Source organism: Rhodohalobacter sp. 8-1 (assembly GCF_038150125.1).
In the GTDB taxonomy this organism is placed as follows: domain Bacteria; phylum Bacteroidota; class Rhodothermia; order Balneolales; family Balneolaceae; genus SW132.
The window spans coordinates 120,502-145,127 of record NZ_JBBVMF010000003.1 but is presented as its reverse complement, the minus strand read 5'-3'; the positions used below and the strand labels follow the sequence as shown (position 1 = coordinate 145,127).

The window sequence follows — 24,626 nt, the reverse complement described above, 5'->3', positions numbered from 1 at the left end:
GACCTGACATCATTCCCGGTTCTTTTCCGTCCCGACAGCGGTCGGGATGTCAGCGTCAAAAAACCAACGCTGTCAGATCCCCCATAGGGATCCCTTCGGGGCACTGGGTGCTGACAGGTTGCTTACTACATTTCATTTATGACTTAACACTGGTCATTATGTCATTATTTAATAGATTTTTCTCCATCATTTCGGAAGCTATCAATAAATATTTTTGTTACAGATACGGCGACAATTAACTCCAAAAGACGTTTTACAATCCCTTTTACTTATATGTCACTAAAGAAAGAAATTCAATTCAAAGACCGCCTCATTAAAGGTATACACGAAGATGGAGCATTTAAAATCTCCGTTGTGAAAACCACCGACGTCGTTCAAACTGCACAAGAGAACCACTCCTTATCACTGCTAAATACCGTACTTCTCGGAAAGGCGCTAACAGCTTCGATGTTGCTGGCATCTGAACTAAAAGGCGAAGAGAGGATCAAACTCCGCTTTGACGGCAACGGACCGGTAGGCATGATTGCCGCCGAAGCCAATCGGGTTGGCGAAGTTCGCGGGTACGTACAAAATCCACAAGCTGAGCTTGACTATTCTCAGCCGGATACGGACATCAGTGACGGGCTCGGTATAGGCCTGCTCACAGTCTCCAAAACACTCTATAATGAGGCAGAGCCTAAAACAAGCACAATCCAGCTCGTCAACAGCGATATCAATTCAGATATAGCCCACTTTATGGCGCAGTCAGAACAGGTGCTTTCCGGTATTCTGCTGGATGTATCTCTCAATGATGACGGAAGCGTGAAACAAGCTGGCGGCGTTTTGATACAGCGTTTACCCGATGCTGAAGAAGACGTGATGACTACATTACAGAATACTCTAAAAGAGCTTCCTCCTGTAGCAGATTTACTTAACGAGGGCCACTACATCGACGATATCATGATAAGCTCATCAGCACCTTTCAACGTAAAAGAACTAGATCGACAGCCGGTTGATTTCTTTTGCAGATGTTCGCCTGAGCGTTTCAAAAATGCACTTTCCATGCTGAGCTATGAAGAACTCAAAGATATGGAAGGAGAAAGCCAGGAAGTGGTTTGCCACTATTGTGGTAACAGCCTAACCATTCCAAAACAGGAAATTCACGAGCTGGCTGAATCCGCAAAAGCTAAACTCAACTAAATGAATTCACCTGCAATAGTAGTCATTATTGGCGGCGGTTTCGGTGGTATTTCAGTCGCAAAAAGCCTGAAAGCCACCGGTTTTGACGTCACAATTGTTGATAAGAGAAACCACCATTTGTTTCAGCCGCTTCTATACCAGGTAGCGACGGCAGCTCTGTCTCCCGGTGATGTTGCAGTCCCCATTCGTACGATATTCAGTTCAAACGATAATATTAGAACGGTGCTTGGTGAAGTTGAAGCAATCGATAAGGAAGAAAAGTTGTTACGGTTTAAAGGCCGCTCACCCCTTAGTTACGACTACCTTGTTGTAGCCTGCGGATCACAGTACAACTATTTCGGAAATAATGAATGGGAGAAGCATGCTCCCGGCTTAAAGAGTATTGATGATGCCATCGCAATCCGGGAGCGAATACTTTATTCACTTGAAATCGCAGATCAGCTAAACTCTGATGAAGATAAAGAGCCATACTTAACCTATGCAGTTATTGGCGCGGGTCCCACGGGAGTGGAAATGGCCGGTGCTATTGCTGAAATTGCCAAGCGTAACATGATGCGCGACTATAGGAATATAGACCCGGATAAAACAAAAGTTTACCTGATTGAAGCCGGCCCAAAGGTATTGCTGGGGTATCCCGATTCGCTCTCGAAAAAAGCACAGCAGGATCTTGAAAGCATGGGCGTAACCGTCATCCTGAACCAGCCTGTAACAGATGTTAAAAGCGACAGTGTTACCGCCGGTGATATGGTTATTAATACACCAAATATTATCTGGGCTGCCGGAGTGACATCCTCACCTGTTTTAGATTCTCTCTCTGTTGAGCAGGACAAAATGGGACGTGTTTTTGTCGAAGATGATTTGTCTGTTAAAGGTTTTCCGAACGTTTTTGTGATAGGAGATGCGGCCCACTCAAAAGATTCAGATGGAGAACCGCTTCCTGCATTGGCTCCCGTGGCACTACAGCAGGGCAAATATGTAGGGAAAAAAATAAAGGATATGGTTGAAGGTGAGAAAACAAAACCTTTTAGCTACACTGATAAAGGGTCAATGGCTACGATTGGGCGCGCCAAAGCTGTTGCTGATATAAAAGGTTTTAAATTCAGCGGAGTCGCTGCCTGGCTGCTGTGGTCTCTCATACACATCTTCTTTTTGATTGGATTCAGAAACAGATTCCGTGTATTTGCAGAATGGGTGTGGCACTATATAACGTTTAAACGGGGAGTACGAATTATTACTGATAAATTTTCGCGCGCGGAATCGGATTCAGGCAAACATGATCTGAGAAACGGTAACTGAGTTAAGTTAACTCACAGATCCAAAGGCTTTTGGTTTTACAAAAAACACATCCGTCAACTTTTCTCACTTTACTAATTAACGTGAGTTCATCATAAGAGTTTATTGAAGAGTGTCCCCCTTTGAAGGGGGCAATGGGGGATGAACCGCAGTGAAATTAAGGGTAAAATCTAATTATTAGAGTCAAATCAACGCTCAGCGTGTCATCCCCCTCGGCTCTTTCGAGCCTCTTCCCCCTTCAAAGGGGGACTTTTTCGGCTCAATTCCTTATCTCGAAGTGACAATAATTAAGAGTCAGCAAAAAAGCTCTACACCGCAAAAGATGAGCCGCAACCACAGGCTTCGCTTGCATTGGGATTTTCGAATGTAAACCCTCTTGCATCAAGTCCATCCGGATAGTCAATAGTTATTCCGTTCAGATAGATAATGTGTTTTGGATCCACAATTACTTCAAGACCATGACTTTCGTAAATATCATCGTCGTCAGTTTTGATATCAAAGCCCAGCTTATAGCTTAGCCCCGAGCAACCGCCGCCTTCAACGGCAACTCTCAAATAAAGCTCAGAATCCAGATTTTCATTCTCTTTAATTTTCCGGATCTGAATTGCAGCCCGATCGGTAAGAGTTATCGGGTGTTCATCTACCTCACCAGATACCTCTGGAAAACCGGGAAGTCCGTTTGCCTCATTGGTGTCATCTCCATCGTCATCAATCAGGGATGAAATAACGTCGTCAAGATTTTCTTCTCTAACAGCCATACTATAAAATCACGATTTTGTTCTGTTTGAAAACGTATAGTAATCAATATCATTTTTAGTGAAAAGACTGAGTATACCAGCGCTCACTAAGTTAACCAAAATTTTTGACGCCCTGTAACTAGTTTGATTAATCAAATTGGCAAAGCTTTTTACGGTAATTTCTCCATATTCGTTTAGATAGCGAAAAAGCATCTGCTCGTTCTTTCCATATTCAAAAGTCACACCTTTGCTTGAATATTGCTGTTTCAGTATCTCAGTCAGTTCATCACTTGCCAGCATACTGGCGTCTTTTCTTCTAACGTACACCCGCCGCTTTTTCTTGTTCTTGTTGTATATGGGCTTATTTTTAGATTCCGGTACACGTACAACCATCACGTCAACCGGTCCGAAATGGACGAGTTCTATTTTGATGGGAACTTCCGGAACGCAGTGATCGTAGGCCGCCTGAAACAGCAAAAATTCTTCCTCAAAGTATTCTCTGATACCTGGAATAGTTCCGTTATCATCCACGCCAATTAAAATTGTTCCTCCGCTTGTATTGGCAAAGGCTGCAATTTCGCGCGCAATCTTTTTAGCGGTTGGTATTGTGCGTTTAAATTCGAGGTGAGTGCTTTCGCCGGTTTGTACCAAATTCTTTAAATCTCCGGGACTCATTTCGGAGATCACAATTTCACCGTTGGGGAGCTTCATGTTGCCGTCTATTTGTATTTTATTTAACATCTCATCACAAGCTAAGCTCCTGATGGAGAATGTTAAATCATCTTCTCTTCCTTAGGATTACGTGTCATCAGCTCAATTAGTGCGTCAGTCGGGTCCATATTTTCAAAAAGTACTTTATGAACCGCACTGGTAATCGGCATTTCAATACTGTTCTTCTGTGCCCATTGATTCACTGAATCTGTTGTCTTAACACCCTCAGCCACCATGTTCATTCCTGTAATTATTTCATCAAGTTTTTTGCCCTGGCCGATGTTATAACCCACATATCGGTTTCTGCTATGCTCACTCGTACAGGTTACAATTAGATCCCCGAGGCCTGTCAAGCCCGCAAAGGTATCCTGTGAGGCACCCATTGCCACTCCCATTCGCTTCATTTCGTGAAGTCCGCGTGTAATGAGTGCTGCCACGGCATTATCCCCCATATCAGCTCCATCAGCAATACCCGCCGCAATTGCCATGATATTCTTCAGAGCCGCACCAATCTCAACACCAATGATGTCTTGGTTTAGGTAGACCCTGAACATAGGCGTCATGAATGTCTCTTGAATAATACGCGCTACACGCTTTGAGTAAGCTGCTGCAACTACCGTTGTGGGTTTGAACCTGCTAACCTCCTCCGCATGACTGGGGCCACTTAGAACGCCAATTTGGTCTTCTAATACAACACCATCCAACACAGATACAAGAATCTGCGTGGGGGTCATTAACGTATCCTTTTCAATACCCTTGGATACTGTCACAATAATCTCTTTGCCAGTCAACAACGGCCTCACATTTGAAGCGACATCTCTGAGGGCGTGAGTAGGAGTAGCGAATAGCACAATTTCGGCATCTTCGAGAGCAACTTTCAAAGAGTCAGTAGCGCTGACAGAATCCGGAAGTTCTACATCAGAGATATAATCAGGATTCATGCGCTCCGAGTTAATCTTTTCAATAACGTTGCGTTCCCGTGCCCATAAGCTTACTGAGAAGCCTCCATGGCCTAATACAACGGACAGAGCCGTCCCGAAACTTCCCGCACCAATTATACTTACTTTTTTCAAGAGTCTGCCTTCTGTTTTAAGTGTCCTTCAGAGGGTTTAAAAGACTGAATCCTATTCTCATTCCCTTCAATCAGCCGTTTAATATTCCCTTTATGTTTAACAATAATTCCCAGGGCAATCAATGAGCTGAATATCATAATGCTGCCATCGATGTACCAATCAAATCCATAACGTAAAATCAGTTGAGAAAAAGGAAATACAAAGGCGCCGGTGATGGAGGCAAGAGAAACATAATGAGTGGAGAACATAATAATTAAAAAGATTGCCAGCGTGATGGATATCGACAGCGGCTCTATTCCATAAAGCATGCCACATGCTGTCGCGGCTCCCTTGCCGCCGCTGAATCCTGCATAGACGGGAAACATATGGCCTACAACTGCAGCAACTCCGCATAAGATCAGCACCATGGAGTCTACATCCCAGCCTTCATAGAATGAAACGGGTCCACTTCCTATTTGATAAGCCAGCTGGCTGACGAACAGAGTACATATCAATCCTTTCCCAAAATCGAACAACAGCACAATTGTGCCGGCTTTCCAACCCAGAATTCTGAACGTATTGGTTGCCCCCGCATTACCGCTACCGTGCTCTCTGATATCTACATTGTGCACGATTTTGCCATACCAAAGCGAACTGGGTATGGCCCCTATCAGGTAACAAATAGCAATAACAGAAAGTAATGAGAGCATTGGAAGCGTTTCCAAATGAGTTATAATTCATCGTTCTCCAATAATAACAAATTGAACAATGAATCGAGAGATAACTTTTTAGACGTGTCGCTCAGCGTGATAAGATGAACGGACAAGCGGACCACTCTCAACATGTTCAAGTCCGAGTTTCTCGCCAATCTCTTTGTATTCAGCAAATTGGTCGGGATGAACCCACTCTACAACCGGATGGTGCATTTTCGTGGGCTGCATGTACTGGCCAATCGTAAGTACATCAACATTGTGATCAACGCAGTCCTGCATCAGCTCAATGACCTCTTCCCTGGTCTCTCCGAGACCTACCATAATACCGGTTTTAGTTCTGAGATTTTGATCCTTACAGCGTTTTAGCAGCTCCAGCGAGCGTTCATACTTCGCCTGTGGACGAACTGAGCGGTAAAGCCTGGGTACGGTTTCAAGATTATGACTGAGAACATCCGGCGGGGTGTCAATAACTATTTGAAGAGCATCATCCCAGGCACCTCTGAAATCAGGTATAAGTGATTCAATAGTTACACCTTCAATCATTTCACGCAGAACTTTATGGCATTCCGCAAATATAGGAGCTCCGCCATCTTTGCGCTCATCACGATTTACTGATGTAAGCACAACATGCTTTAATTTCATTTTTGATGCGGCATCTGCCACGCGCCGGGGCTCATCCCAATCCAATCCCTGCACGGGGCGGCCGGTTTTAATGGCGCAAAATGCACACGATCGTGTACAGATATCACCTAATATCATAAAGGTAGCCGTACCGGCTCCCCAGCATTCTCCCATGTTTGGACATCGGGCTTCTGAACAAACTGTGTTCAGATTGTTTTTTCGAATAGTATCTGATACTTCTTTAAACTTTTCACCTGATGGTAGTTTTACACGCAGCCAATCCGGACGCCGTTGGCCGGGTGAAGAGTCTTCTAATACATTCAGTTCTTTAATCATTTAGCCGTCTTTTTTTGATAGTGCAAACTATAATAGTTTTTCCACCTGAAGATACTGTGAATTTTACAAAGGTGTTAATAAGCTGGCAAGATTATGATGGATCTTATCAAAAGGTGGAGTTGCTAACGTAAAGGAGTTGTTAAACTTTTATTTCGTTAGAAAATCGTACGTGGTACGTCTTGTGCACCGGCAGAATTTTTCTCAGGCACGACTGGTTTTTCTGATTTTCTTTAACAGTTGATCCCCATCAAAGATTTCCGAGATTTCTGCGCCAAACTGCTCAGAAAAATGATGAGCTACGCGGCGTTTAACCTCATCTATGTCAATAAATTTGCCAAGAATTTTAGAGAGACTAGTCACTTGTTTATCACGGATTCCGCAAGGGACAATGTGATCAAAATAGCTAAGGTCGGCATTCACGTTTAACGCAAACCCGTGCATGGTTACCCATCGAGAACAGCGGATACCCATTGCACAAATTTTCTCATCTTCAACCCATACTCCGGTCAGACCATCAATACGCCCTGCGCTTATACCATAGTCGGCACATGTTCTGATGATGACTTCCTCCAGGTATCGCAGATATTTATGGACGTCGGTAAAGTAACGGTCGAGATCCAGGATGGGATATCCAACAATTTGACCGGGCCCGTGATAGGTAATATCGCCGCCGCGATCATTTTCAATAAAATCAGCGTCGATCTTTTTAAGTTCGACCAATCCTTTAAGCAGATGAGCTGCATCTCCGCTTTTACCCAATGTATAAACGTGGGGATGCTCAACAAAAATTAAAGAGTCCGGTATCTTTTTTTTATGATTTGGATCATTCCTGGCCGCAAGTTTTTGGTCTATTAGCTGCTTCTGTGTTTTACGCTGAAGATCCCACGCCTTGCGGTAAGGCATTGTTCCTAAATCAAATAATTCTACTCGATTTCCCATGATTAAAGATAACCATTTATAAGAGGGCTTTGCAAAACCAGGGATTTTGATATCGTTCAAAACCAGCCGCTGAAAAGGTGAGAAAGCGGAGCGCCGCTAACCGATTTTCGATAACTCGATAATACCGAAATTTGACAAGAAACTGTCTTGAAAAGCCCTCAAAACAGAAACCCCATTTGCTAATCAGGCAAATGGGGTTGGTCAACGCTGGTTTTTCAACCGAATACTAACGGAGCATGAAAATTATAGGTAATGAATACCGTACACGCACCGGGCGCCCCCTCTGCATTCCGGGAGAGAATTTTGTTTCTTTTATTACCCGGACAGCCTCTTGGTCACAACCGCCTCCAATTCCCCGGAGTACCACGGGATCTTCAACCTCACCGTTTTCATTGACGATAAACTGCACGTATACCCGTCCCTGTATATTTGCTTTTACTGCCAGTTCGGGATACTGAATCCTCTCTTGGATACCTTTCATACCACCGATAATCTCAGGCATTTTTTCAACAGCTATAAAGAAATCCTGTTCCGGCTCATCTTCCACTTCCTCTTCTTTTGACTTAGGTGGCGGTGGCAAATATCCATCTGCAGACAAATCAAGCTCGGCATTAATATCAATGTCCACGTCTTCGATGATAACATCATTTGGAACTGCTACAGGAACTGGCGGACGTGGTGGCGGCGGAACCATCTCTCGCTGTTTCGTCTGGATAATTTCCTCCATCTCAACAACATCCTGTGTTTGTAAAACAAAATCTTGCTCATCGGATGGTACAAAGTTCATCCGCGTTAGCCCGATAAACACCATTAACGTTATTATTAACCCTACTTCAAAAAATATTGTGTAGTACTTCCTAAGATCAACTTTCGGATCTCTGTTAGTTCTGAATTTTCTATTTTTATTTTTTCTTTCCATCTCAAGCCTCCCATTAAAATGACCCTATATGTATTCGGTATTTATGACCTTTTTATCTGCTTTAAAAATACAGATTGATTGTGAATTCTAGATGTGCACAAAAAGAATAGTATTTTCAAAAGGAAAGCTACCCATTGTCAAGTCATCAGATAGGGCATCCAAAAATGATATGCTGGCTTAAAATGACGAAGGCTTACGAAAAATCAGTCCGGTAATTTCTGGTCTATATATAACTAAGTAATACTTGAATAGGTAATACCTCAAATTCAAAAACAGAAATAATCAGGGTGTAAAATCAATCTCTATTTTTTGCTCACCACCATCCTGAGTTCGATTCAAAAATATGATAAAAATGGCTAAAGCAGTCCATGAAGGACTCTATTCCGCGCCCGACGTGGGATCTACAGTTTCCGAAAAGGCAGGAAATATCACGCCGAGACGTGGTATGACAGTATTGGAAAAGAATGTGCTAAACGATCGCCCTTACCGGACTTCTTTACGTGCAATTCAGCAATGATAACATTCGGCCTCAGGTAACCAGGTTAATCAACGATTGCTCAGATGTCGCATAAAAAAGCCGGGTAGAGTGCCCGGCTTTTTTACTTAATTTGTAATTGCATAACAGTTTCAAGCTGCCGGAGTTCATTATTTTTTCTTAGGCTTTGACCCAAGATGAACTCCTTCGCCATATGCTTCTGCTACGGCTTCCATTACGGCCTCACTCATTGTTGGGTGAGGGTGAACTGCGCTAATGATCTCGTGTCCTGTGGTTTCCAAGTCGCGAGCCACGACAGCTTCGGCAATCAGTTCCGTGACATGTGAGCCAATCATATGGCACCCGAGCCATTCGCCATATTTTTTATCAAAGACAACTTTTACAAATCCTTCCTCGTGTCCAAGGCCGGCGGCTTTTCCGCTGGCGGAGAATGGAAACTTTCCAACCATCACGTCATAGCCTTCATCTTTCGCTTTTTGCTCAGTTAACCCTACTGATGCAACCTGTGGTTCACAATACGTACATCCCGGAATGTTGTCGTAGCGAACAGGGTGGGGATTTTCGCCTGCAAGTTGCTCAACAAGCACTGTAGCCTCGTGAGATGCTTTATGCGCAAGCCAGGGAGCGCCAATCACATCACCGATGGCATAAATATTATCGGCTGAAGTTTTATAGGTGGATTTATCAACAACAATGTCGCCTTTTTTGGTTTCAACGCCGGCTTTTTCTAATCCAATGTTTTCAACGTTTCCAACCACACCAACGGCGGAGAGAACCATATCGGCCTCAACTGTTTCTTCGCCTTTCTTGGTATTGATAGTTACTTTAACGCCTTTTCCTTTCTTCTCGACTTTTTCAACAGTGCTGTCGGTCATTACATTGACACCCTTCTTCTTATAAATCTTACTGAGCTCTTTACCCACATCGGCATCTTCGACAGGCACAAGTGTTTTTTCCAGCTCAACTAACGTTACTTCCGTGCCAATAGAATTGTAAAAATAGGCAAATTCAGATCCGATAGCGCCGCCACCAATAATGACCAGCTTTTTAGGCTGCTTATCGAGCTGCATGGCTTTCTCAGAGTCGATAATCATTTTACCGTCAATTTCCAGGTTGGGAAGCTGTCGCGGTCTCGCACCCGTGGCAATAATAAAATGCTTGGCTTTTACCGTCTCTTTCTCTTTTCCTTTATCATCCTGAATAGCCAGCTCTTTTTCAGATTTAAACACACCGGTTCCATTGAGAACCTCAATGTCATTGGCTTTCATTAAAAACTTGACGCCTTTGCTCATTTTGTCAGCCACTTTCCGGCTCCGCTTTATCATTCCGTCAAAGTTCGCACTATACTCTTTTACATCCACCCCATAATCAGAAGCGTGGGCAATGGATTCAAAAACTTCAGCTGATCGCAGAAGTGCTTTCGTAGGAATACATCCAATATTCAGACACACACCGCCTAAAAATCTTTTTTCTACAACGGCTGTTTTAAATCCAAGTTGAGCTGCTCGAATGGCAGCCACATACCCGCCAGGGCCGGTTCCAATTACACAAACATCAAATTCTTTAGCCATGTTAAGTCAGTATCTTTTTAATTAGTAAAATTTCCAAAAACCGGAATCTGTATACCGATGCCCGGTATCCGGTTATTTACAGCTTGTTAAAATAAGGAATATCGTGCTGATATATAAATGATTGATGTGATCAGTTTATGAATCCGAAGAACATCAGGCTACACATAATCATCAGCGCGGCTTACTGTATTGCAAGTGTACGTGAGCTTTTTAAAAAGCTCACGGCCAGCATTGCTTTGTTTACCGTTCTACTTTCACATTCCAGATCTCGTCCGCATAATCCCGAATCGTCCGGTCTGAAGAAAACTTTCCTACACGCGCGGTATTTAGCAATGCCTTTCGGTTCCACTCTTTTTGATCTTTATAGAGCTCATCAACTTCTCCCTGTTTGTCGACATACGATTCATAATCAGCAAGAACCAGGAAGTAATCTCCTTTATTGAGCAATGAGTCGATAATCGGATCAAACAGCTCTTTATCATCGTTAAAGAATCCGTTCTTTATCTGATCGAGCACTTTCTTGAGCTCAGGGTTTGCGTTATAGTAATCCCACGGATTATACCCTTCCCGCCGCAGCTGGTCTACATCATCCACCGTATTTCCAAAGATGAAGATATTTTCGTCGCCAACTTCTTCCTTAATTTCAACATTGGCTCCATCAAGCGTACCAATAGTGAGGGCGCCATTCAGAGCAAATTTCATATTGCCAGTACCTGATGCCTCTTTACCGGCTGTTGATATCTGTTCAGAAAGGTTTGCCGATGGAATCATTTTCTCAGCGAGTGTCACGCTGTAATTTTCAAGAAATAAAAACTTGAGCTTATCGCCCACATCCGGGTCATTGTTGATTTTCTCACCAACATCATTCATCAGTTTGATAAAGAGCTTCGCCATAGTATACCCGGGAGCGGCCTTACCTGCTACAAGTATGGTCCGCGGTACAAAGTCACCATCAGGGTTTTCCTTAATCCTGTTGTACTGCGTGATGGCGTAGAGCGTAAGCATCAGCTGACGTTTATACTCGTGAATCCGTTTAATCTGGATATCAAACATAGATGACGTGTTCACTTCTATATCACGATGCTCTTTGATATAATCCGCCATGCGCTGTTTGTTAGCCTGTTTCACGTCAACGAATTTCTTCACGAATGATTTGTCATCCACGAACTCTTCCAGTTTTTTGAGCTGATCGAGATCAGTGACCCAATCCTCTCCAATTTTGGATGTAATCAGGTCAGCCAGGTCCCTGTTACACTGTCGCAGCCATCGGCGGGGTGTGATGCCGTTTGTCTTATTCGTGAATTTCTCCGGAAAAATCTCGTAGAAATCACGAAACAGCGTCTTCTTAATCAAATCACTGTGAAGAGCCGCAACGCCATTTATCTTATGTGACCCAACGATGCCAAGAGACGCCATATGAACCACGGGATCCTCGCCTTCGCCGATGATTGACAAACGGCTGATTTTTCCGCGATCGTCGCCAACATCTGCCTGAATCTTCTGCAGAAAGCGCCGGTTGATTTCATAAATAATCTGCAGGTGACGCGGCAGCAAATTACGCATCAGCGACACAGGCCATTTTTCAAGCGCTTCAGGCATCAGCGTATGATTAGTATACGCCATGGTTTTTTCCGTAATCTCCCAGGCTTTATCCCAATCAAGGCCCTCTTCATCAACCAGTACTCGCATCAATTCCGGTATCGCGAGGTTAGGGTGTGTATCGTTACACTGAATGGCTACTTTTTCGGGAAGTTTTGTCCAGTCGTCCTCTGTTTTTCTGAAGCGTCTCAAAATATCCTGTAAGGAAGCGGTGACCAGGAAAAACTCCTGCTTGAGCCGAAGCTCCATCCCCTTAAACATTTTATCGTTCGGATAGAGTACGCGTGAAATATTTTCTTTCAGCTGTGTATCACGCACGGCATCGATGTACTCACCCTGGTTGAAACTTTTCAGATCTATGGTCGCTGATGCCCCCGCCTTCCAGAGACGAAGGTTATTAACGACGTCATTTTTGTACCCAGGAATGGGTATATCATAGGCAACAGCGCGCACCTCATGTGTATCTTCAAGGCGAAACCGCACATTGCCTTCATCATCATTGTATGCAACCGAGTTTCCGTAAAAAGGAACCGTATACTGCACCTTTGGGCGAACGATATCCCAAGGGTTGCCATACTGCAGCCATAGATCGGGCTTTTCCACCTGGTAGCCATTTTCGATGGATTGATAAAAAATTCCGTAATCGTATCGAATACCATAACCTATGGCAGGGATTCCCAGTGTAGCCATTGAATCAAGAAAACAGGCAGCGAGCCGGCCCAGCCCGCCGTTACCAAGACCGGCATCCCACTCAGCAGCTCGAACTTTGTCATAGTCGAGTCCGATGTCTTCCATGGCTTCTGCGGCAACATCCTGCAGGCCTAAATTTACAAGCATATTATCCATCAGGCGGCCAATCAGATACTCCATCGACAGGTAGTAAACTCGCTTTCTGTCTTTTTTATAGTAACTTTGCTGCGTTTCAATCCAGCGGTCATGCAGCCGGTCCATCACCGTTAAGACTACACTTCGGTAGTTATCCCATTCAGTCGACGAATATTCATCTTTCGCCAGGGTGTATCTCAAATGCTGCTTGATGTCATCCCGGAATGCATTCACGTCCATTCCGCTTCTCACTTCGCTTTTATTATTGTCAGCCATAAATTTTGGGGATATTAGTTTATAAAATTATTTAAAAATGCCTGTTTTTCTTCAAAGATAAAACAGCTTCTAATCTTTTTAAGGCTTCCGAATTTGCAGCGCATGAAGCCCTTGCAAGCGCTGTAACCACTTATTCAATCTTTAATGTAAATTCCGTGATCTGGCTTAAATTTGGGCCGTGTCAAGTTTGTTTGAAATCCAAGATTATGAAACGACTCATACGCGTTAATAGCAACAAAATCTTGTTCAAATATTCCAAAAACTGTGGAACCGCTGCCGCTCATTGCAGCATAGTCGGCTCCAAAGTCTACCAGCTGATCTTTGATGTTGCCAATCATCTCATGCCGCGGAATAACTGCAGGTTCCAGGTTATTTTGAAGTAGAACCTGCCACTCTTCAATCGGCTCCTCTTCCAACACTCCTTTTATTGAAAAATCCGGTTCCGGATTGGGTTCGCAGTTTCGATACGCCTCAGCTGTAGAGCTTTCAAACCCGGGATAAATAGTAACAATCCACGCGTCTGGCTGAATATCCAGGTGTTCAATTTCCTGGCCAATACCCGTTCCAACTCCAGGCTTTCCATGAATAAAAAATGGAATATCTGCCCCGAGATCGCGACACAGATCAACCATATCATTATCAGATAATCCGGCTCCTTCCATTTTATTCAACATTCTGAATGTTAGAGCCGCGTTGCTGCTGCCTCCCCCGAGACCTGCACCGGCCGGAATATTCTTAGTAACCTCAAACCGGTACTGCGTTTTAAGACCCACGTAAGTATCAAATGCGTCGTAGGCAAGCGTAATAAGGTTCGTTCCATCGGCGGGAATATCACTCTCTTTCATCACCAAATCGAACGCTTCGGCTTCCTGCACTTCAAAACGATCGCTCCATTCTATAAATGCAAACCCGGTTTCAATTCGATGGTAGCCGGTTGGCAGTCGCTCCAAAACGTGCAACCCAAGGTTTATTTTCCCAAACGATTCCGCAATCCATAGTTTGTTGCTCATAACTTACGTTGATCGTTTATTCTTTGAATGTCAGTTTAAAATATAGAATACTGATTGCTAATATCAGCGTGACTAAATTCGTGAGGATGATCGGCAGGTCTGATATGAGGATACCATACGTAAGCCAAAGCACAACACCGGTACAAAAAATAAGATACATGCCAAGCGACAGATCTTTGGCCGACTTGGATCGCCATGTTTTAACCGCTTGTGGCAAAAATGCTGCGGTTGTGCAGAAGCCTGCCGCTAATCCGATTATTGTAAAATTGTCCATAATTTCCCAGTTTGTACGGTTGATATTTTGGCTGATCAGTAATCAATTTGTGGAGTACTTCTCTTTTAGTTTCATCAGGTAGTCGTATGCAGCTTCATATGTATTTGGAATATCACCTTCCAATATTGCCTCTTTAATCTCATCTTTCACCTTTCCAACCAAAGGCCCGGGTTTTACACCAAACACTTCCATGATCTCTTCACCACTGATAGGATTTTTCCAGTTGCGCATTTTATCCTTCTCTTCCACCGACTCGATCTTCTCTTCGACCCGATCAAAGTTTCTTCGGTATTTCTTAACCCGCCACTCATTCTTGCTGGTGATGTCGGCCCGGCATAGCTTCATCAGGTCGTCAATGTCGTCACCGGCTTCATAAATCAGACGACGGACTGCGCTATCCGACACCTCATCTGATACAAGTGCGATCGGCCTCAAATGAAGTCGCACCAGCTTCTTAACATATTTCATGCGGTCATCGAGAGGCAGGCCCAGTCGCCTGAAAATCTTTGGGGTCCATTTTGCACCCAGTGCATCATGCCCGTGAAATGTCCACCCGGCTGATTTTGAAAACCGCTTTGTCGGAGGTTTGGCAATATCGTGCATAATGGCCGCCCACCTCAGCCATAAGTCATCGCTTACTTTTGCCACATTATCGAGCACTTCCAGTGTGTGCCAGAAATTGTCTTTATGTTTTTGACCGTTTCGAACATCCACCCCCTGCAGATTAACCATTTCCGGGAAAAACTCCTTCAACAGACCGGTTTTAAGTAAAAGGGCAAATCCATCAGATGGTGTGGGGCTCAGCACAATTTTATTGAGCTCTTCTGTAATTCTTTCTTTTGATATAATTGACAACCGGTGTGCCATTTTCTGAATGGCTTTGAACGTTTCACCGTCAATTTCAAACTTAAGCTGTGTGGCAAACCGAACGGCCCGCATCATCCGCAGCGGATCATCCTCAAACGTTTTTTCCGGGTCAATAGGTGTTCGAATGCGTTTATCCTGAAGATCTTTGATACCGTGAAATGGATCGTGTAAAACACCAAACGAATCTTCGTTCAGGCTCCAGGATAGCGCATTAATGGTAAGATCCCTGCGAAGCTGATCATCCTCAAGTGTGCCGTCATCTACGGTCGGCTTCCGGGAATCCTGCCGGTAGCTTTCTTTTCTTGCACCTACAAATTCAAGATCCAGATCATCATGTTTAATCTGGGCGGTGCCAAATCGTTTAAAAACCGAAAGATTTGTTGTCCCCAGCTGTTTAGCTACCTTCCTGGCAAGTTTAATACCCGAGCCAACGGTCACAAAATCAATATCAGCAATCGCATCTGCATCAAGCCGACCAAGGTAGTAGTCACGCACATATCCGCCAACCACATATACCGGCTGCCCGAGTGAGTCCGCAACCTTTCCGATGGTTCGGAACAGTTCCAGATGTTCATTCGGGATATTCAGCTGCTGTTGTTTTTTCATGTAAAAATTGGGATCTAAAAATTGACAGTCATTTTAAGGTGTTGTTCTTATCTATTAAATTTTAAAAAACTGTCTCAAGCTCTTTGCAGATCCATTCACAAAGGTTTTTGTGGTCTTCTGTAATAGCATGCTTTGTATGGGAATCAATATCAAGCTCCCCTACAAATTCACCATTTTTCATGATTGGCACCACAATTTCAGATTTCACATCTACACTGCAGGCAAGATAGTTATCCGCTTCCGATACATCCTGAACAACAAATGTATCCAGCGTTTCAGCCGCCTGTCCGCAAATGCCCGTCCCGTAGGGTATTTTCGTGTGATCGGTCTCCTCTCCTACATAAGGGCCCAGCTCGAGCATCCGCTCTTCAGTGACAGATGACAGATAAAAGCCGGTCCAGTTAAACTCAGGAACTTCCCTGTTCAATAATTCTGCAATTTCTTGCAGCGTTTTATCCCTGCTGTGAGTTGATGCTATAATTTCTAAAACTTCTTTTTTGATTAAATCTGTATTCATAAAAGTGCCGTGTACTAATTTACTCAGTGCGCTCATGTTAATTATATGGCGTGACGCCAATTCATTTTCAGGCATCAAAAATACAAATTTTAATGTTCCGATATTGGGCATTTAAAAGTCTTGAAATCCTCTCTATCTTTGAGGGTATGTTTGAACTTATATCTGATTCTTCACTGGCCGAAAACGGCTCTTTTTTATTTACATCAATCGCGCTTTTACTGGCCAGTTTTACGTCGCTCTTTTCTGTAGCTAATCCACTGGCGGCAATCCCCGTGTTCCTGTCTCTCACCAACCGGTTTACGGATGAGGAGAGAGTGCGTACCGCCAAAAAAGCATCCATTTACATGTTTGTACTGCTGATTGTGTTTTTGCTGATTGGCACTTACGTACTCAGTTTTTTTGGCATTAGCCTGCCTGGCGTTCGTATAGCAGGTGGACTCATTATTATGAGATCGGGGTATGCCATGCTCAATCCTGAGGATCCAGGAAAAAAGCTCACAGAAGAGGGAAAAGCAGCGGCCATGGAGAAAGAAGATGTCTCATTCAGTCCGCTTGCACTCCCTATTCTCTCCGGACCAGGAAGCCTTGCGGTTGTCATTGGATTTGCCTCTCAAGCTACAGGACCCTCAGATTATTTAATTCACGCGCTTTCCATACTTCTTGTGGTATTGATTTCATACGCTCTGTTGCGCCTTGCTCCGATTTCAAAGAAATACATCGGTTATACAGGCCTTAACGTCATGACACGCCTGATGGGGTTCATTGTTTTGGCAATTAGTGTTCAGTTTATTCTCAGCGGGATTTCTCAATATTTTAACCTCAATGTTTGATGAACGAACGACAATCAATTCAGAGACTTTTCATTTTTGATTTGTGGTGTACGCGTAAAATAACTGACCTCCTCACTGAAAGAAGAGAATTTAGCAGTCGGCCGGCATGCATCGCGTTTCTATCACATATTGTAAATGCCCAGCGCATTTGGTATGGGCGGGTACTCGATAGAGATATTTCACATATCGATCTTTGGTATGAGTATGATATCGACGGTATCAAACCAGAAGCCAAAGGCATACATAAAGAGTGGATTGATTTAATTGGAGATCATGATCTGGAAATGGATACGCCTCTCATTTACCAAAATACGAAAGGCGTCACCTACACCAGTCGCTTTAGTGAAATCTGCACTCACTTGATTCTTCACGGTCAGCACCACAGGGCACAAATAAACCTCTTACTGGGTCAGGCTGAAATCGATGCACCTCCTATAGATTACATACACTATATCCGAAGCGATAATTAGGCTTTAAAGCACATATCATTTGTTTTCCTCATGCGGATTCAATTTCTTGATTAATTAAATAATTAGCTATCAGGCTATTTTCATAACATGGTTTAGGTTAATTCTTAAACACTTCTGATTTAACTTTAAAACGAAAATTAACCGGATTTATCCCTGGAAACTTTAGAATCAGTTCTTGCCAAATTTTCATCGTTTATGTGGGGAGATCCTCTCGTCTATCTTTTAGTAGGCGGAGGTGTCTTTTTTGCTCTTTACTCCCGATTAGCGCCCTATAAATATTTCAAACATTCAGTAGAACTACTGCGCGGAAAGTACGATGATCCCGACGATCCGGGCGACATCAACCACTTCCAGGCGCTGTCTAGTGCTCTGGCGGCCACCGTCGGTCTTGGAAATATCAGCGGGGTTGCTGTGGCCATATTTATGGGAGGCCCTGGCGCTCTTTTCTGGATGTGGGTCAGCGCAATTCTGGGTGTAGCTACAAAATTCTTCACTTGTACCCTAGCCATTCTCTATCGTGGAAAAGACTCCCGTGGTGACATTCAGGGCGGGCCGATGTATGTTATTATGGAAGGGCTGGGATCAAAATGGAAGCCGCTTGCCATTCTTTTTGCGTTAGGTGGCCTTTTCGGGCCTCTGCCAATTTTCCAGGCGAATCAGCTTACTCAAATTCTACGCGACGTTGTCTACGAACCTGCCGGCTGGGAGGTTGATGGGGGATTCTTTATGGTAAATTTCCTTACCGGCGTTGTGCTTGCAGGCCTGGTTTCCTTGGTTATATTTGGCGGGATCAAACGCATCGGACATGTCGCCGCGCGGATGGTTCCTTTTATGGTAGTTTTATACTTTTTCAGTGTCCTCTATATTCTTTTTATTCATATAGCAGACATACCTTCAACTTTCGCCCTAGTATTTACTGATGCTTTTACGGCAAAGGCGGCCCTCGGCGGAGCTGTAGGTGAAATTATAAGAACAGGTATACAGCGCGGTGCTTTCTCCAACGAGGCAGGTATCGGTACAGAGTCACTCGCTCACGGCGCGGCAAAAACAAAGGAGCCTGTTCGTGAAGGAATTGTTGCAATGATGGGTCCTGTGATCGACACTATAGTGATATGCACAATGACAGCACTGGCAATTCTCGTAACCGATGTGTGGCGCGGTTCAACTGATAACGGCATCACCATGACACTCATGGCTTTCGTAGAGGTTTATGGCCCGTCAGGCGCCTATATTCTTGTCGTAAGCGTTGTTATATTCGCTATCAGCTCTATGTTAACGTACTCTTATTTCGGCACCAAGTGCCTTGGCTTTTTAATTGGGGCAGAACGGCAGCATTATTACAACTATTTTTATGTTGTTACCATTATTTTTGGGGCCGTTGTTTCTATTGATGCCGTCATTAATCTTATAGATGGTATGTTTGCAATTATGGCAATACCAACCATGGTATCGGCACTGCTTCTCTCTCCGAAAGTTAGGCAGGCGACAGTCGATTATGGACGGCGATTGAAAAGCGGCGACTTCGATCTGTAGCTGATTATCAGTCTGCATTCAAAACCGGGCGATTTTATCAGCGAAAATCTCCCGGTTTTTCAAATGCGTTTGTTTCGATCATGGCAAACAAGCTTTCCTTTTCTGCAAGCTCACTTGTTTATTACCGAGCCTTTTGGGCTACATTTTCCTTCTCCCTTTTATTTTATCAAGACATTACCCTGATCTTCCCTCAGGCCTGTAAATCATTTGCTGAATGACAGCACAAGAAATAAGTATTTCGCTCAAAAACTTAAATTATTTTTGTCATTTCTCGATCTTTACGCGTTACTACTTTAATCTCTGGAAAATTGTAAGCGATTTTACTTAATATTTTAGGTTATTCAGATTTACTTATTTACTCCGTTTATCATGCTCAAATTACTTTCTATGAGTTGCATATAAACCCCTCAAAAACCGAAACCTTCCTTATTTTTATTCCGTTATAACAACCGAATTTAGAGGCCGGATAAATACACCTAACATCCTGACAAAAACCCGGCATAAAAAATAATCAGGGAAACTTATAAGAGTAAAATAGACACTATAATGAAGTCCATAATTGCTACACTAATCGCAATTTCACTTGCGACATTTGCACCGCTAAACGCGATGCAAACTAACCACACAACTGATACCGATTTTGTTGTTGCTGAAAATATTATTGAAGCAGTAAACAACATCGATATCATCAGCTTAAACGTATTACTTGCTGAAGGCGCAACTGTTGACACGGTAGATCAGGCAGGCAATTCACCGTTGATGCTGGCAACCAAAATTGGAAACCCACGTATGATAGACATTGTACTGGCGCATAATCCAGATGTAAACCGCCGTAATAACAGTGGTGATACAGCACTGATGGTTGCATCAGCCAATGGTATTCTTTCGATCGTCAAAGATTTGAAAGAGAACGGTGCTGATCAGACACTGAGAAATAACAAAGGGTTCAATTCAGTACAGATTGCCCTTCGCAACGGACATGCATCCGTAGCAGAGTTTCTCAATGGAACTGATGTGGTATCGTTCAGCCGATAAGCTGAATTTTAATTCATGAATTCAAGCCCCGTTTCTGTAAAGAAGCGGGGCTTTTTTTATTTTACAATCTGCGAAAATCTTTTGGCGCCATGCTTAAGAAATTCTTTTTTTAACGCTCTTTCTCCTATGGATCTTAAACTTCTTAGCAATTTAACGACCGCCTCACTATTTTGGAACCGCTTCCACACCCATATCAGTCGCTTTTCGGCTCGCGAGCGCTTTTTAATCTTTCATTTTGATCAAAAGATTTTAGATTAACTATCAAGAATCAAATCCTGTCAAATACCTAGGTAAAAACTTTGTACTCGAACAGCGATAAATGACCCTCAATTCACGAGCTGGTCACAATTATTAATCTAAAATTAATCGATATGAATCCAACATTACTAAAATTTGGCTTTTATGTATTGGTCTCCGCTCTTCTTTTCGGCGGATTTACCAACGATGCAAAAGCTCAGGAACTTCAAACGGTTTGGGAGCGATCGGATCGAACCGGAGCCGAAAACCCAAAACCAGACTGGTTCTCAGCCGGTTTTGTGAGAGGGATTGGTTATGGTACAGTAGATGGAAATGAGCGTATTTATGCTGCGGATAGAACAAATAATACTATAAGAGTAATAGATGCAGAAACGGGTGATGACATCACACCTTCCACTCCTTTTGATCTCACCGGCGTTTCAGGCGGAACATATGCTCTTAATGATCTAGAAATTTCCGATGACGGAATAATATTTCTCGGAAACCTTACGACGTCTGCCGAGAGCCCATTCCGTCTCTATTGGTGGACCAGTGAAGGCGGGGCTTATGCTGATTCACTCACAATTAACGTAGACGGTCGTGTGGGAGACAAATTTTCAGTAGTTGGTTCTGTAGCAGACAACACGATTGAAGTATGGATGCCGGTAGCCAGTAGCGATCCGGGTATCGTTCACGTTGCAACAACTGATGACCAGGGCGCTAACTGGACGATTGATACAATTACCCTTTCAAGCTCAAACGTGGCTATTCCCGGCAATGCTGACGCTTATCCACTCATGACAGGCGGAAGTTCTGATTTTTATATCGCGGGTAACGGATCTTCACCCAAACGATATACAAGCACAGGTGAGTATGTAGAAAACAGTCAGTTTCCAGCAACCAATTACACTGGCTCCAGAAACGGAATCGAAGCTTTTCAAATAGACGGTTCTGACTATCTTTCGGTCTATACATATCGACCCGATGGAGTTGATACTGGTAACAAAACCGGGCGTGTTTATATATATGACGTAACTGATCCATTATCTCCTGTTACTGTTGGCGAAACTCCTTTGCTAGGCGATGACGTTGATACATTTAGTTCAATACACGGCGAAGGGCAAGTTCGAGTTAACAATGACGGCTCCTACAACGTATTTGCCCTCGAAGGTGTAAACGGATTAGCTGCATTTTCCGGAACGATAGAAGAGGAGCCGGTAGCTGAGCTGCCATCTAATCTTTTCTTCTCGGAATACATTGAAGGGTCCAGCAATAATAAAGCGCTGGAAATTTTCAATAATACCGACTCTACGATAGCTCTCGCGAACTACCGGATTGAACAGTCCTCAAATGGTGGCGGCTGGGAATTCTATTTCGAATTTGCTGAAGGGGCTTCCATTGAAGGAGGCGGCACATATGTGTTAATAACTGACCAGGTCGACGCAACCTTGTTTGCAACAGAAAATGCTGATGAAGTCCTCGGCTTTCCCAGCCCAATTCATTTTAATGGAAACGATGCCAGGGCTCTGATTCACATCAATCCTGCGACAGCAGATACCACACGACTCGATGTATTTGGCGACCCCGACAGTGACACCAACTGGGACGTGGCCGGAGTTGTAGAGGGAGCCAGAGAGCATACGCTTCTTCGAAAGCCATCTGTAACAGCAGGAAACCCAACCCCTCTGGCATCTTTCGGGACGAACGCCGATGATTCAGAATGGATCGTAAATGATCAGGACGATTTCTCAAACCTGGGAGAGCCAACACCTGAGGTACAGCCTCTTGAACCACTTGCAGGAGACTATTACATTCCACAGGGTGCAAACGCTCAAGGTTTCGCATCGCTTGGTGAGGCAGTCAACGCACTAAATGAGGTTGGCCTGGCATCTGCAGCAACTTTCTATATCGCTGAAGACCTCGATGAAACCACCAGCGTCATTAAAATATCGCGTGACGATCTCACTGAAATGAACGGACTCACTATAAAGCCTGCTCCGGGAACTTCACCTACAATCACAGTGTCTGCTAATAACACTGCTGAAGATGAAAACGAAGGCGTGGGATTTCTGATCCTTAACTCGAACTGGGTAACCATTGACGGTTCTAACGAACCGGGTGGAAACACACGTGATCTTACTATTACCTCATCAGATGAACTGATTGGCGGTAACGGATTGGTAAGTGTATATGGCGCTTCAGCTAACAATACGATTAAGAATACCAATATTACCTATACCGGTACCGCAACAGCAACAGCCGGCATTCGTGCTCGCAGAAATAACGCGGATACAGGCGGAATCGTAAATCTGCTTATCGAAAACAATACTATTGGTTCCGAAAGCACACCATATGGTGACGGACTGCGCCTATGGGGAACTCAAACTAATCCGAACAACACCTCTGTTGTTGACAACGATATTTACGCGAACCACCGGGGTATTACAACATTCTGGAACCTGGATAACGTATACGATGGCAACAGCATATGGATCGTTAATCCGCGGGAAGATCAAGGCTTTTATGCCGGAATTTATCTCGTGCTGACTTCCGGAGAAACCCTGATTCAAAATAATGAGTTCAAAGCTCTTGCGGTTAACAGAACTGAATCAGCTGCATATGCAGGCGGAATCGTGTTCAACGCTACGTTAGGCCCTCACATGGTCGTTAATAATACGTTCGCGGTGCCCTCATTTGAAAATACAGGAAGCGCCACCGGAAATAGCGCATATGGTATTGTACTCAATAACGCTGCCGGCAGTTCAAACAACACGATTTACCATAATACATTCCGCATGTCATCTTCTGCCGACACCGGCAATCTGGCCGCAGTGGGTATTGAAGGTGTAGAGTCAACAGCTCAGACGTGGAGCTTCATGAACAATCTGTTCTCTGTAGAACATGATGCAAGTGATGCCTATGCATACTACTGGCCTGTTATGGAAACATTCGAATCGAACTATAATAACTTCGACATAGCTGCATCTGCAGCTGTCGCACAGTTTGGAACAGATCGCTTTGATACCTTAACAGACTGGCAGGCGCTAGATGTAGATGGAAATTCTAGTGAAGCAGACGTTGAATTTGTCTCAGCAACAAACCTAAGATTAGCTGGTGCATCCATTGGTGATGATAACCTTGCCGGAACACCGCTTGTTTCAGTAACAACTGATATTGATGGCACTACCAGAAGTGAATTGGCGCCTTACAAAGGTGCGTTTGAAGGCAACGTTGAGCTTTCCGGTGATATCAACATCGGAACTTTTGCGCTCCTTTCACCTGACGACGGAACGCTGCTGGAATTAATGAGTGGCGACCCGGATACAGAGATAGTCATTAGCTGGGAAGAGCCTGTTTCTGCTGAAGCCGTTACATATACATGGCATGCAGACAGTGTTGGAAATGACTTCAGTGATCCGCTGCTAAGTATTCAGGCCGATGAAAATGGGACAGCAACAACCCTGACTCTTGATTTCCAGACCATTGATGTAGCTCTCGCTGCACGGGGAGTCAATGAAGGTGAAACAGCTGAATTGATCTGGACGGTAACAGCGGAGGCTGATGCGGGTGTCCGATTTGCCAATGAACCGTTTGATCTGTCAATTACTCGAAATCTTGGTGTTTCCAACGAGTTATCTGAGGATCCAAAACAGTTCACACTGTCTCAGAATTACCCTAACCCATTCAATCCAACGTCTACGATTGAGTTTACTCTGCCCGCTTCTGTTGAAGTACGGCTCGAAGTCTACAATATCAGCGGTCAGCTTGTTTCGACTCTTGTAGATTCAAGAATGAGTGCGGGTCAGCACAGTGTTGTGTTTGATGCAAGTAACCTGGCAAGTGGAGTCTACCTGTACAGAATCAGAGCAGGAAACTTCATGGAAACTAAGCAAATGACACTTATTAAATAGGTTTTACCACACACACCTACAGGCCTCATCGTTTAATCGCGGTGGGGCTTTTTTTATTTTATCTGATAT

General features: G+C 43.9%; 21 protein-coding genes. 8 read left to right on the top strand and 13 right to left on the bottom strand.

The annotated features are described in order from the left end of the window. Positions 1-273: 273 nt before the first annotated feature. Together hslO and AABW11_RS03725 are read left to right on the top strand one after the other, a co-directional pair. The gene (gene hslO, locus AABW11_RS03730) at positions 274-1,179 is read left to right on the top strand and encodes an Hsp33 family molecular chaperone HslO (RefSeq protein ID WP_340103431.1); all 906 of its coding nucleotides are present in this window, start codon (positions 274-276) and stop codon (positions 1,177-1,179) included. Beyond that, positions 1,180-2,475 carry an NAD(P)/FAD-dependent oxidoreductase gene (locus tag AABW11_RS03725; RefSeq protein ID WP_340103430.1) on the top strand — a complete coding sequence of 432 codons (1,296 nt, stop codon included), beginning with the start codon at positions 1,180-1,182 and terminating at the stop codon, positions 2,473-2,475. A gap of 305 nt (positions 2,476-2,780) precedes the next feature. Here AABW11_RS03725 and AABW11_RS03720 read toward each other — a convergent pair whose 3' ends face one another. The 7 genes from AABW11_RS03720 to AABW11_RS03690 all read right to left on the bottom strand — a co-directional run bounded on the left by AABW11_RS03720 (position 2,781) and on the right by AABW11_RS03690 (position 8,500). After that, the gene (locus AABW11_RS03720; protein WP_340103429.1) at positions 2,781-3,230 is read right to left on the bottom strand and encodes a HesB/IscA family protein; all 450 of its coding nucleotides are present in this window, start codon (positions 3,228-3,230) and stop codon (positions 2,781-2,783) included. Between the two features lie 9 nt (positions 3,231-3,239). Continuing rightward, positions 3,240-3,920, bottom strand: a complete 681-nt coding sequence (locus tag AABW11_RS03715; RefSeq protein ID WP_340103428.1) for an AlbA family DNA-binding domain-containing protein — start codon at positions 3,918-3,920, stop codon at positions 3,240-3,242. Positions 3,921-3,982: 62 nt separating this feature from the next. Next, positions 3,983-4,993: an NAD(P)H-dependent glycerol-3-phosphate dehydrogenase gene (locus tag AABW11_RS03710; protein WP_340103427.1), complete on the bottom strand. Its 1,011-nt coding sequence runs from the start codon at positions 4,991-4,993 to the stop codon at positions 3,983-3,985. Beyond that, positions 4,990-5,682 (bottom strand): glycerol-3-phosphate 1-O-acyltransferase PlsY, encoded by a 693-nt coding sequence (gene plsY / locus AABW11_RS03705; protein WP_340103426.1) that lies wholly within the window; start codon positions 5,680-5,682, stop codon positions 4,990-4,992. The genes AABW11_RS03710 and plsY overlap by 4 nt, the downstream gene beginning before the upstream one ends. 78 nt (positions 5,683-5,760) lie before the next feature. Next, on the bottom strand, positions 5,761-6,642 hold the full coding sequence (gene lipA / locus AABW11_RS03700) for a lipoyl synthase (protein WP_340103425.1): 882 nt from the start codon (positions 6,640-6,642) through the stop codon (positions 5,761-5,763). Between the two features lie 201 nt (positions 6,643-6,843). Beyond that, positions 6,844-7,581, bottom strand: a complete 738-nt coding sequence (gene lipB / locus AABW11_RS03695; RefSeq protein ID WP_340103424.1) for a lipoyl(octanoyl) transferase LipB — start codon at positions 7,579-7,581, stop codon at positions 6,844-6,846. A gap of 226 nt (positions 7,582-7,807) precedes the next feature. Next, a complete protein-coding gene (locus AABW11_RS03690) occupies positions 7,808-8,500 on the bottom strand; it encodes an energy transducer TonB (RefSeq protein ID WP_340103423.1) in 693 nt (230 codons plus the stop codon). Between the two features lie 352 nt (positions 8,501-8,852). Here AABW11_RS03690 and AABW11_RS03685 point away from each other — a divergent pair, with 352 nt between their 5' ends. Then, positions 8,853-9,017, top strand: a complete 165-nt coding sequence (locus AABW11_RS03685; RefSeq protein ID WP_340103422.1) for a hypothetical protein — start codon at positions 8,853-8,855, stop codon at positions 9,015-9,017. 128 nt (positions 9,018-9,145) lie between these two features. On the opposite strand, the gene lpdA is transcribed toward AABW11_RS03685, so the two are convergent. The 6 genes from lpdA to AABW11_RS03655 all read right to left on the bottom strand — a co-directional run bounded on the left by lpdA (position 9,146) and on the right by AABW11_RS03655 (position 16,541). Continuing rightward, on the bottom strand, positions 9,146-10,567 hold the full coding sequence (gene lpdA / locus AABW11_RS03680; RefSeq protein WP_340103421.1) for a dihydrolipoyl dehydrogenase: 1,422 nt from the start codon (positions 10,565-10,567) through the stop codon (positions 9,146-9,148). A 240-nt stretch (positions 10,568-10,807) separates the two neighbouring features. Further along, entirely contained in the window at positions 10,808-13,267 is a 2,460-nt protein-coding gene (locus tag AABW11_RS03675; protein ID WP_340103420.1) for a glycogen/starch/alpha-glucan phosphorylase, read from the bottom strand. A 134-nt stretch (positions 13,268-13,401) separates the two neighbouring features. Then, on the bottom strand, positions 13,402-14,277 hold the full coding sequence (ispE, locus tag AABW11_RS03670; protein ID WP_340103419.1) for a 4-(cytidine 5'-diphospho)-2-C-methyl-D-erythritol kinase: 876 nt from the start codon (positions 14,275-14,277) through the stop codon (positions 13,402-13,404). A 16-nt stretch (positions 14,278-14,293) separates the two neighbouring features. Next, positions 14,294-14,551, bottom strand: coding sequence for a SemiSWEET transporter (locus AABW11_RS03665; protein ID WP_340103418.1), 258 nt, complete (start codon positions 14,549-14,551; stop codon positions 14,294-14,296). Between the two features lie 42 nt (positions 14,552-14,593). Continuing rightward, positions 14,594-16,024 (bottom strand): CCA tRNA nucleotidyltransferase, encoded by a 1,431-nt coding sequence (locus AABW11_RS03660; protein ID WP_340103417.1) that lies wholly within the window; start codon positions 16,022-16,024, stop codon positions 14,594-14,596. A 61-nt stretch (positions 16,025-16,085) separates the two neighbouring features. Then, a complete protein-coding gene (locus AABW11_RS03655) occupies positions 16,086-16,541 on the bottom strand; it encodes a GAF domain-containing protein (protein ID WP_340103416.1) in 456 nt (151 codons plus the stop codon). A gap of 92 nt (positions 16,542-16,633) precedes the next feature. On the opposite strand from AABW11_RS03655, the gene AABW11_RS03650 reads away from it, so the two are divergent. The 5 genes from AABW11_RS03650 (at position 16,634) to AABW11_RS03630 (ending at position 24,557) form a co-directional block, all read left to right on the top strand. Beyond that, positions 16,634-17,371 carry a MarC family NAAT transporter gene (locus AABW11_RS03650; RefSeq protein WP_340103415.1) on the top strand — a complete coding sequence of 246 codons (738 nt, stop codon included), beginning with the start codon at positions 16,634-16,636 and terminating at the stop codon, positions 17,369-17,371. Continuing rightward, positions 17,371-17,841: a DinB family protein gene (locus AABW11_RS03645; RefSeq protein ID WP_340103414.1), complete on the top strand. Its 471-nt coding sequence runs from the start codon at positions 17,371-17,373 to the stop codon at positions 17,839-17,841. Before AABW11_RS03650 ends, AABW11_RS03645 begins: the two co-directional genes overlap by 1 nt. Before the next feature lie 195 nt (positions 17,842-18,036). Next, positions 18,037-19,374: an alanine/glycine:cation symporter family protein gene (locus AABW11_RS03640; protein WP_340103413.1), complete on the top strand. Its 1,338-nt coding sequence runs from the start codon at positions 18,037-18,039 to the stop codon at positions 19,372-19,374. Positions 19,375-19,920: 546 nt separating this feature from the next. Then, entirely contained in the window at positions 19,921-20,409 is a 489-nt protein-coding gene (locus AABW11_RS03635) for an ankyrin repeat domain-containing protein (protein WP_340103412.1), read from the top strand. Positions 20,410-20,780: 371 nt separating this feature from the next. Beyond that, positions 20,781-24,557, top strand: coding sequence for a lamin tail domain-containing protein (locus tag AABW11_RS03630; RefSeq protein WP_340103411.1), 3,777 nt, complete (start codon positions 20,781-20,783; stop codon positions 24,555-24,557). Positions 24,558-24,626 lie beyond the last annotated feature (69 nt).

Excerpts from the sequence above, each read along its gene's own strand:
- AABW11_RS03690 (WP_340103423.1), bottom strand. The coding sequence starts at position 8,500 with ATGGAAAGAAAAAATAAAAATAGAAAATTCAGAACTAACAGAGATCCG.
- AABW11_RS03665 (WP_340103418.1), bottom strand. The coding sequence starts at position 14,551 with ATGGACAATTTTACAATAATCGGATTAGCGGCAGGCTTCTGCACAACC.
- AABW11_RS03630 (WP_340103411.1), top strand. The coding sequence starts at position 20,781 with ATGAATCCAACATTACTAAAATTTGGCTTTTATGTATTGGTCTCCGCT.
- AABW11_RS03655 (WP_340103416.1), bottom strand. The coding sequence starts at position 16,541 with ATGAATACAGATTTAATCAAAAAAGAAGTTTTAGAAATTATAGCATCA.
- lipB (WP_340103424.1), bottom strand. The coding sequence starts at position 7,581 with ATGGGAAATCGAGTAGAATTATTTGATTTAGGAACAATGCCTTACCGC.
- plsY (WP_340103426.1), bottom strand. The coding sequence starts at position 5,682 with ATGCTCTCATTACTTTCTGTTATTGCTATTTGTTACCTGATAGGGGCC.
- AABW11_RS03685 (WP_340103422.1), top strand. The coding sequence starts at position 8,853 with ATGGCTAAAGCAGTCCATGAAGGACTCTATTCCGCGCCCGACGTGGGA.
- AABW11_RS03640 (WP_340103413.1), top strand. The coding sequence starts at position 18,037 with ATGTGGGGAGATCCTCTCGTCTATCTTTTAGTAGGCGGAGGTGTCTTT.
- lpdA (WP_340103421.1), bottom strand. The coding sequence starts at position 10,567 with ATGGCTAAAGAATTTGATGTTTGTGTAATTGGAACCGGCCCTGGCGGG.
- AABW11_RS03645 (WP_340103414.1), top strand. The coding sequence starts at position 17,371 with ATGAACGAACGACAATCAATTCAGAGACTTTTCATTTTTGATTTGTGG.
- hslO (WP_340103431.1), top strand. The coding sequence starts at position 274 with ATGTCACTAAAGAAAGAAATTCAATTCAAAGACCGCCTCATTAAAGGT.
- AABW11_RS03715 (WP_340103428.1), bottom strand. The coding sequence starts at position 3,920 with ATGAAGCTCCCCAACGGTGAAATTGTGATCTCCGAAATGAGTCCCGGA.
- AABW11_RS03660 (WP_340103417.1), bottom strand. The coding sequence starts at position 16,024 with ATGAAAAAACAACAGCAGCTGAATATCCCGAATGAACATCTGGAACTG.
- AABW11_RS03635 (WP_340103412.1), top strand. The coding sequence starts at position 19,921 with ATGAAGTCCATAATTGCTACACTAATCGCAATTTCACTTGCGACATTT.
- AABW11_RS03725 (WP_340103430.1), top strand. The coding sequence starts at position 1,180 with ATGAATTCACCTGCAATAGTAGTCATTATTGGCGGCGGTTTCGGTGGT.
- AABW11_RS03650 (WP_340103415.1), top strand. The coding sequence starts at position 16,634 with ATGTTCCGATATTGGGCATTTAAAAGTCTTGAAATCCTCTCTATCTTT.
- AABW11_RS03675 (WP_340103420.1), bottom strand. The coding sequence starts at position 13,267 with ATGGCTGACAATAATAAAAGCGAAGTGAGAAGCGGAATGGACGTGAAT.
- ispE (WP_340103419.1), bottom strand. The coding sequence starts at position 14,277 with ATGAGCAACAAACTATGGATTGCGGAATCGTTTGGGAAAATAAACCTT.
- lipA (WP_340103425.1), bottom strand. The coding sequence starts at position 6,642 with ATGATTAAAGAACTGAATGTATTAGAAGACTCTTCACCCGGCCAACGG.
- AABW11_RS03720 (WP_340103429.1), bottom strand. The coding sequence starts at position 3,230 with ATGGCTGTTAGAGAAGAAAATCTTGACGACGTTATTTCATCCCTGATT.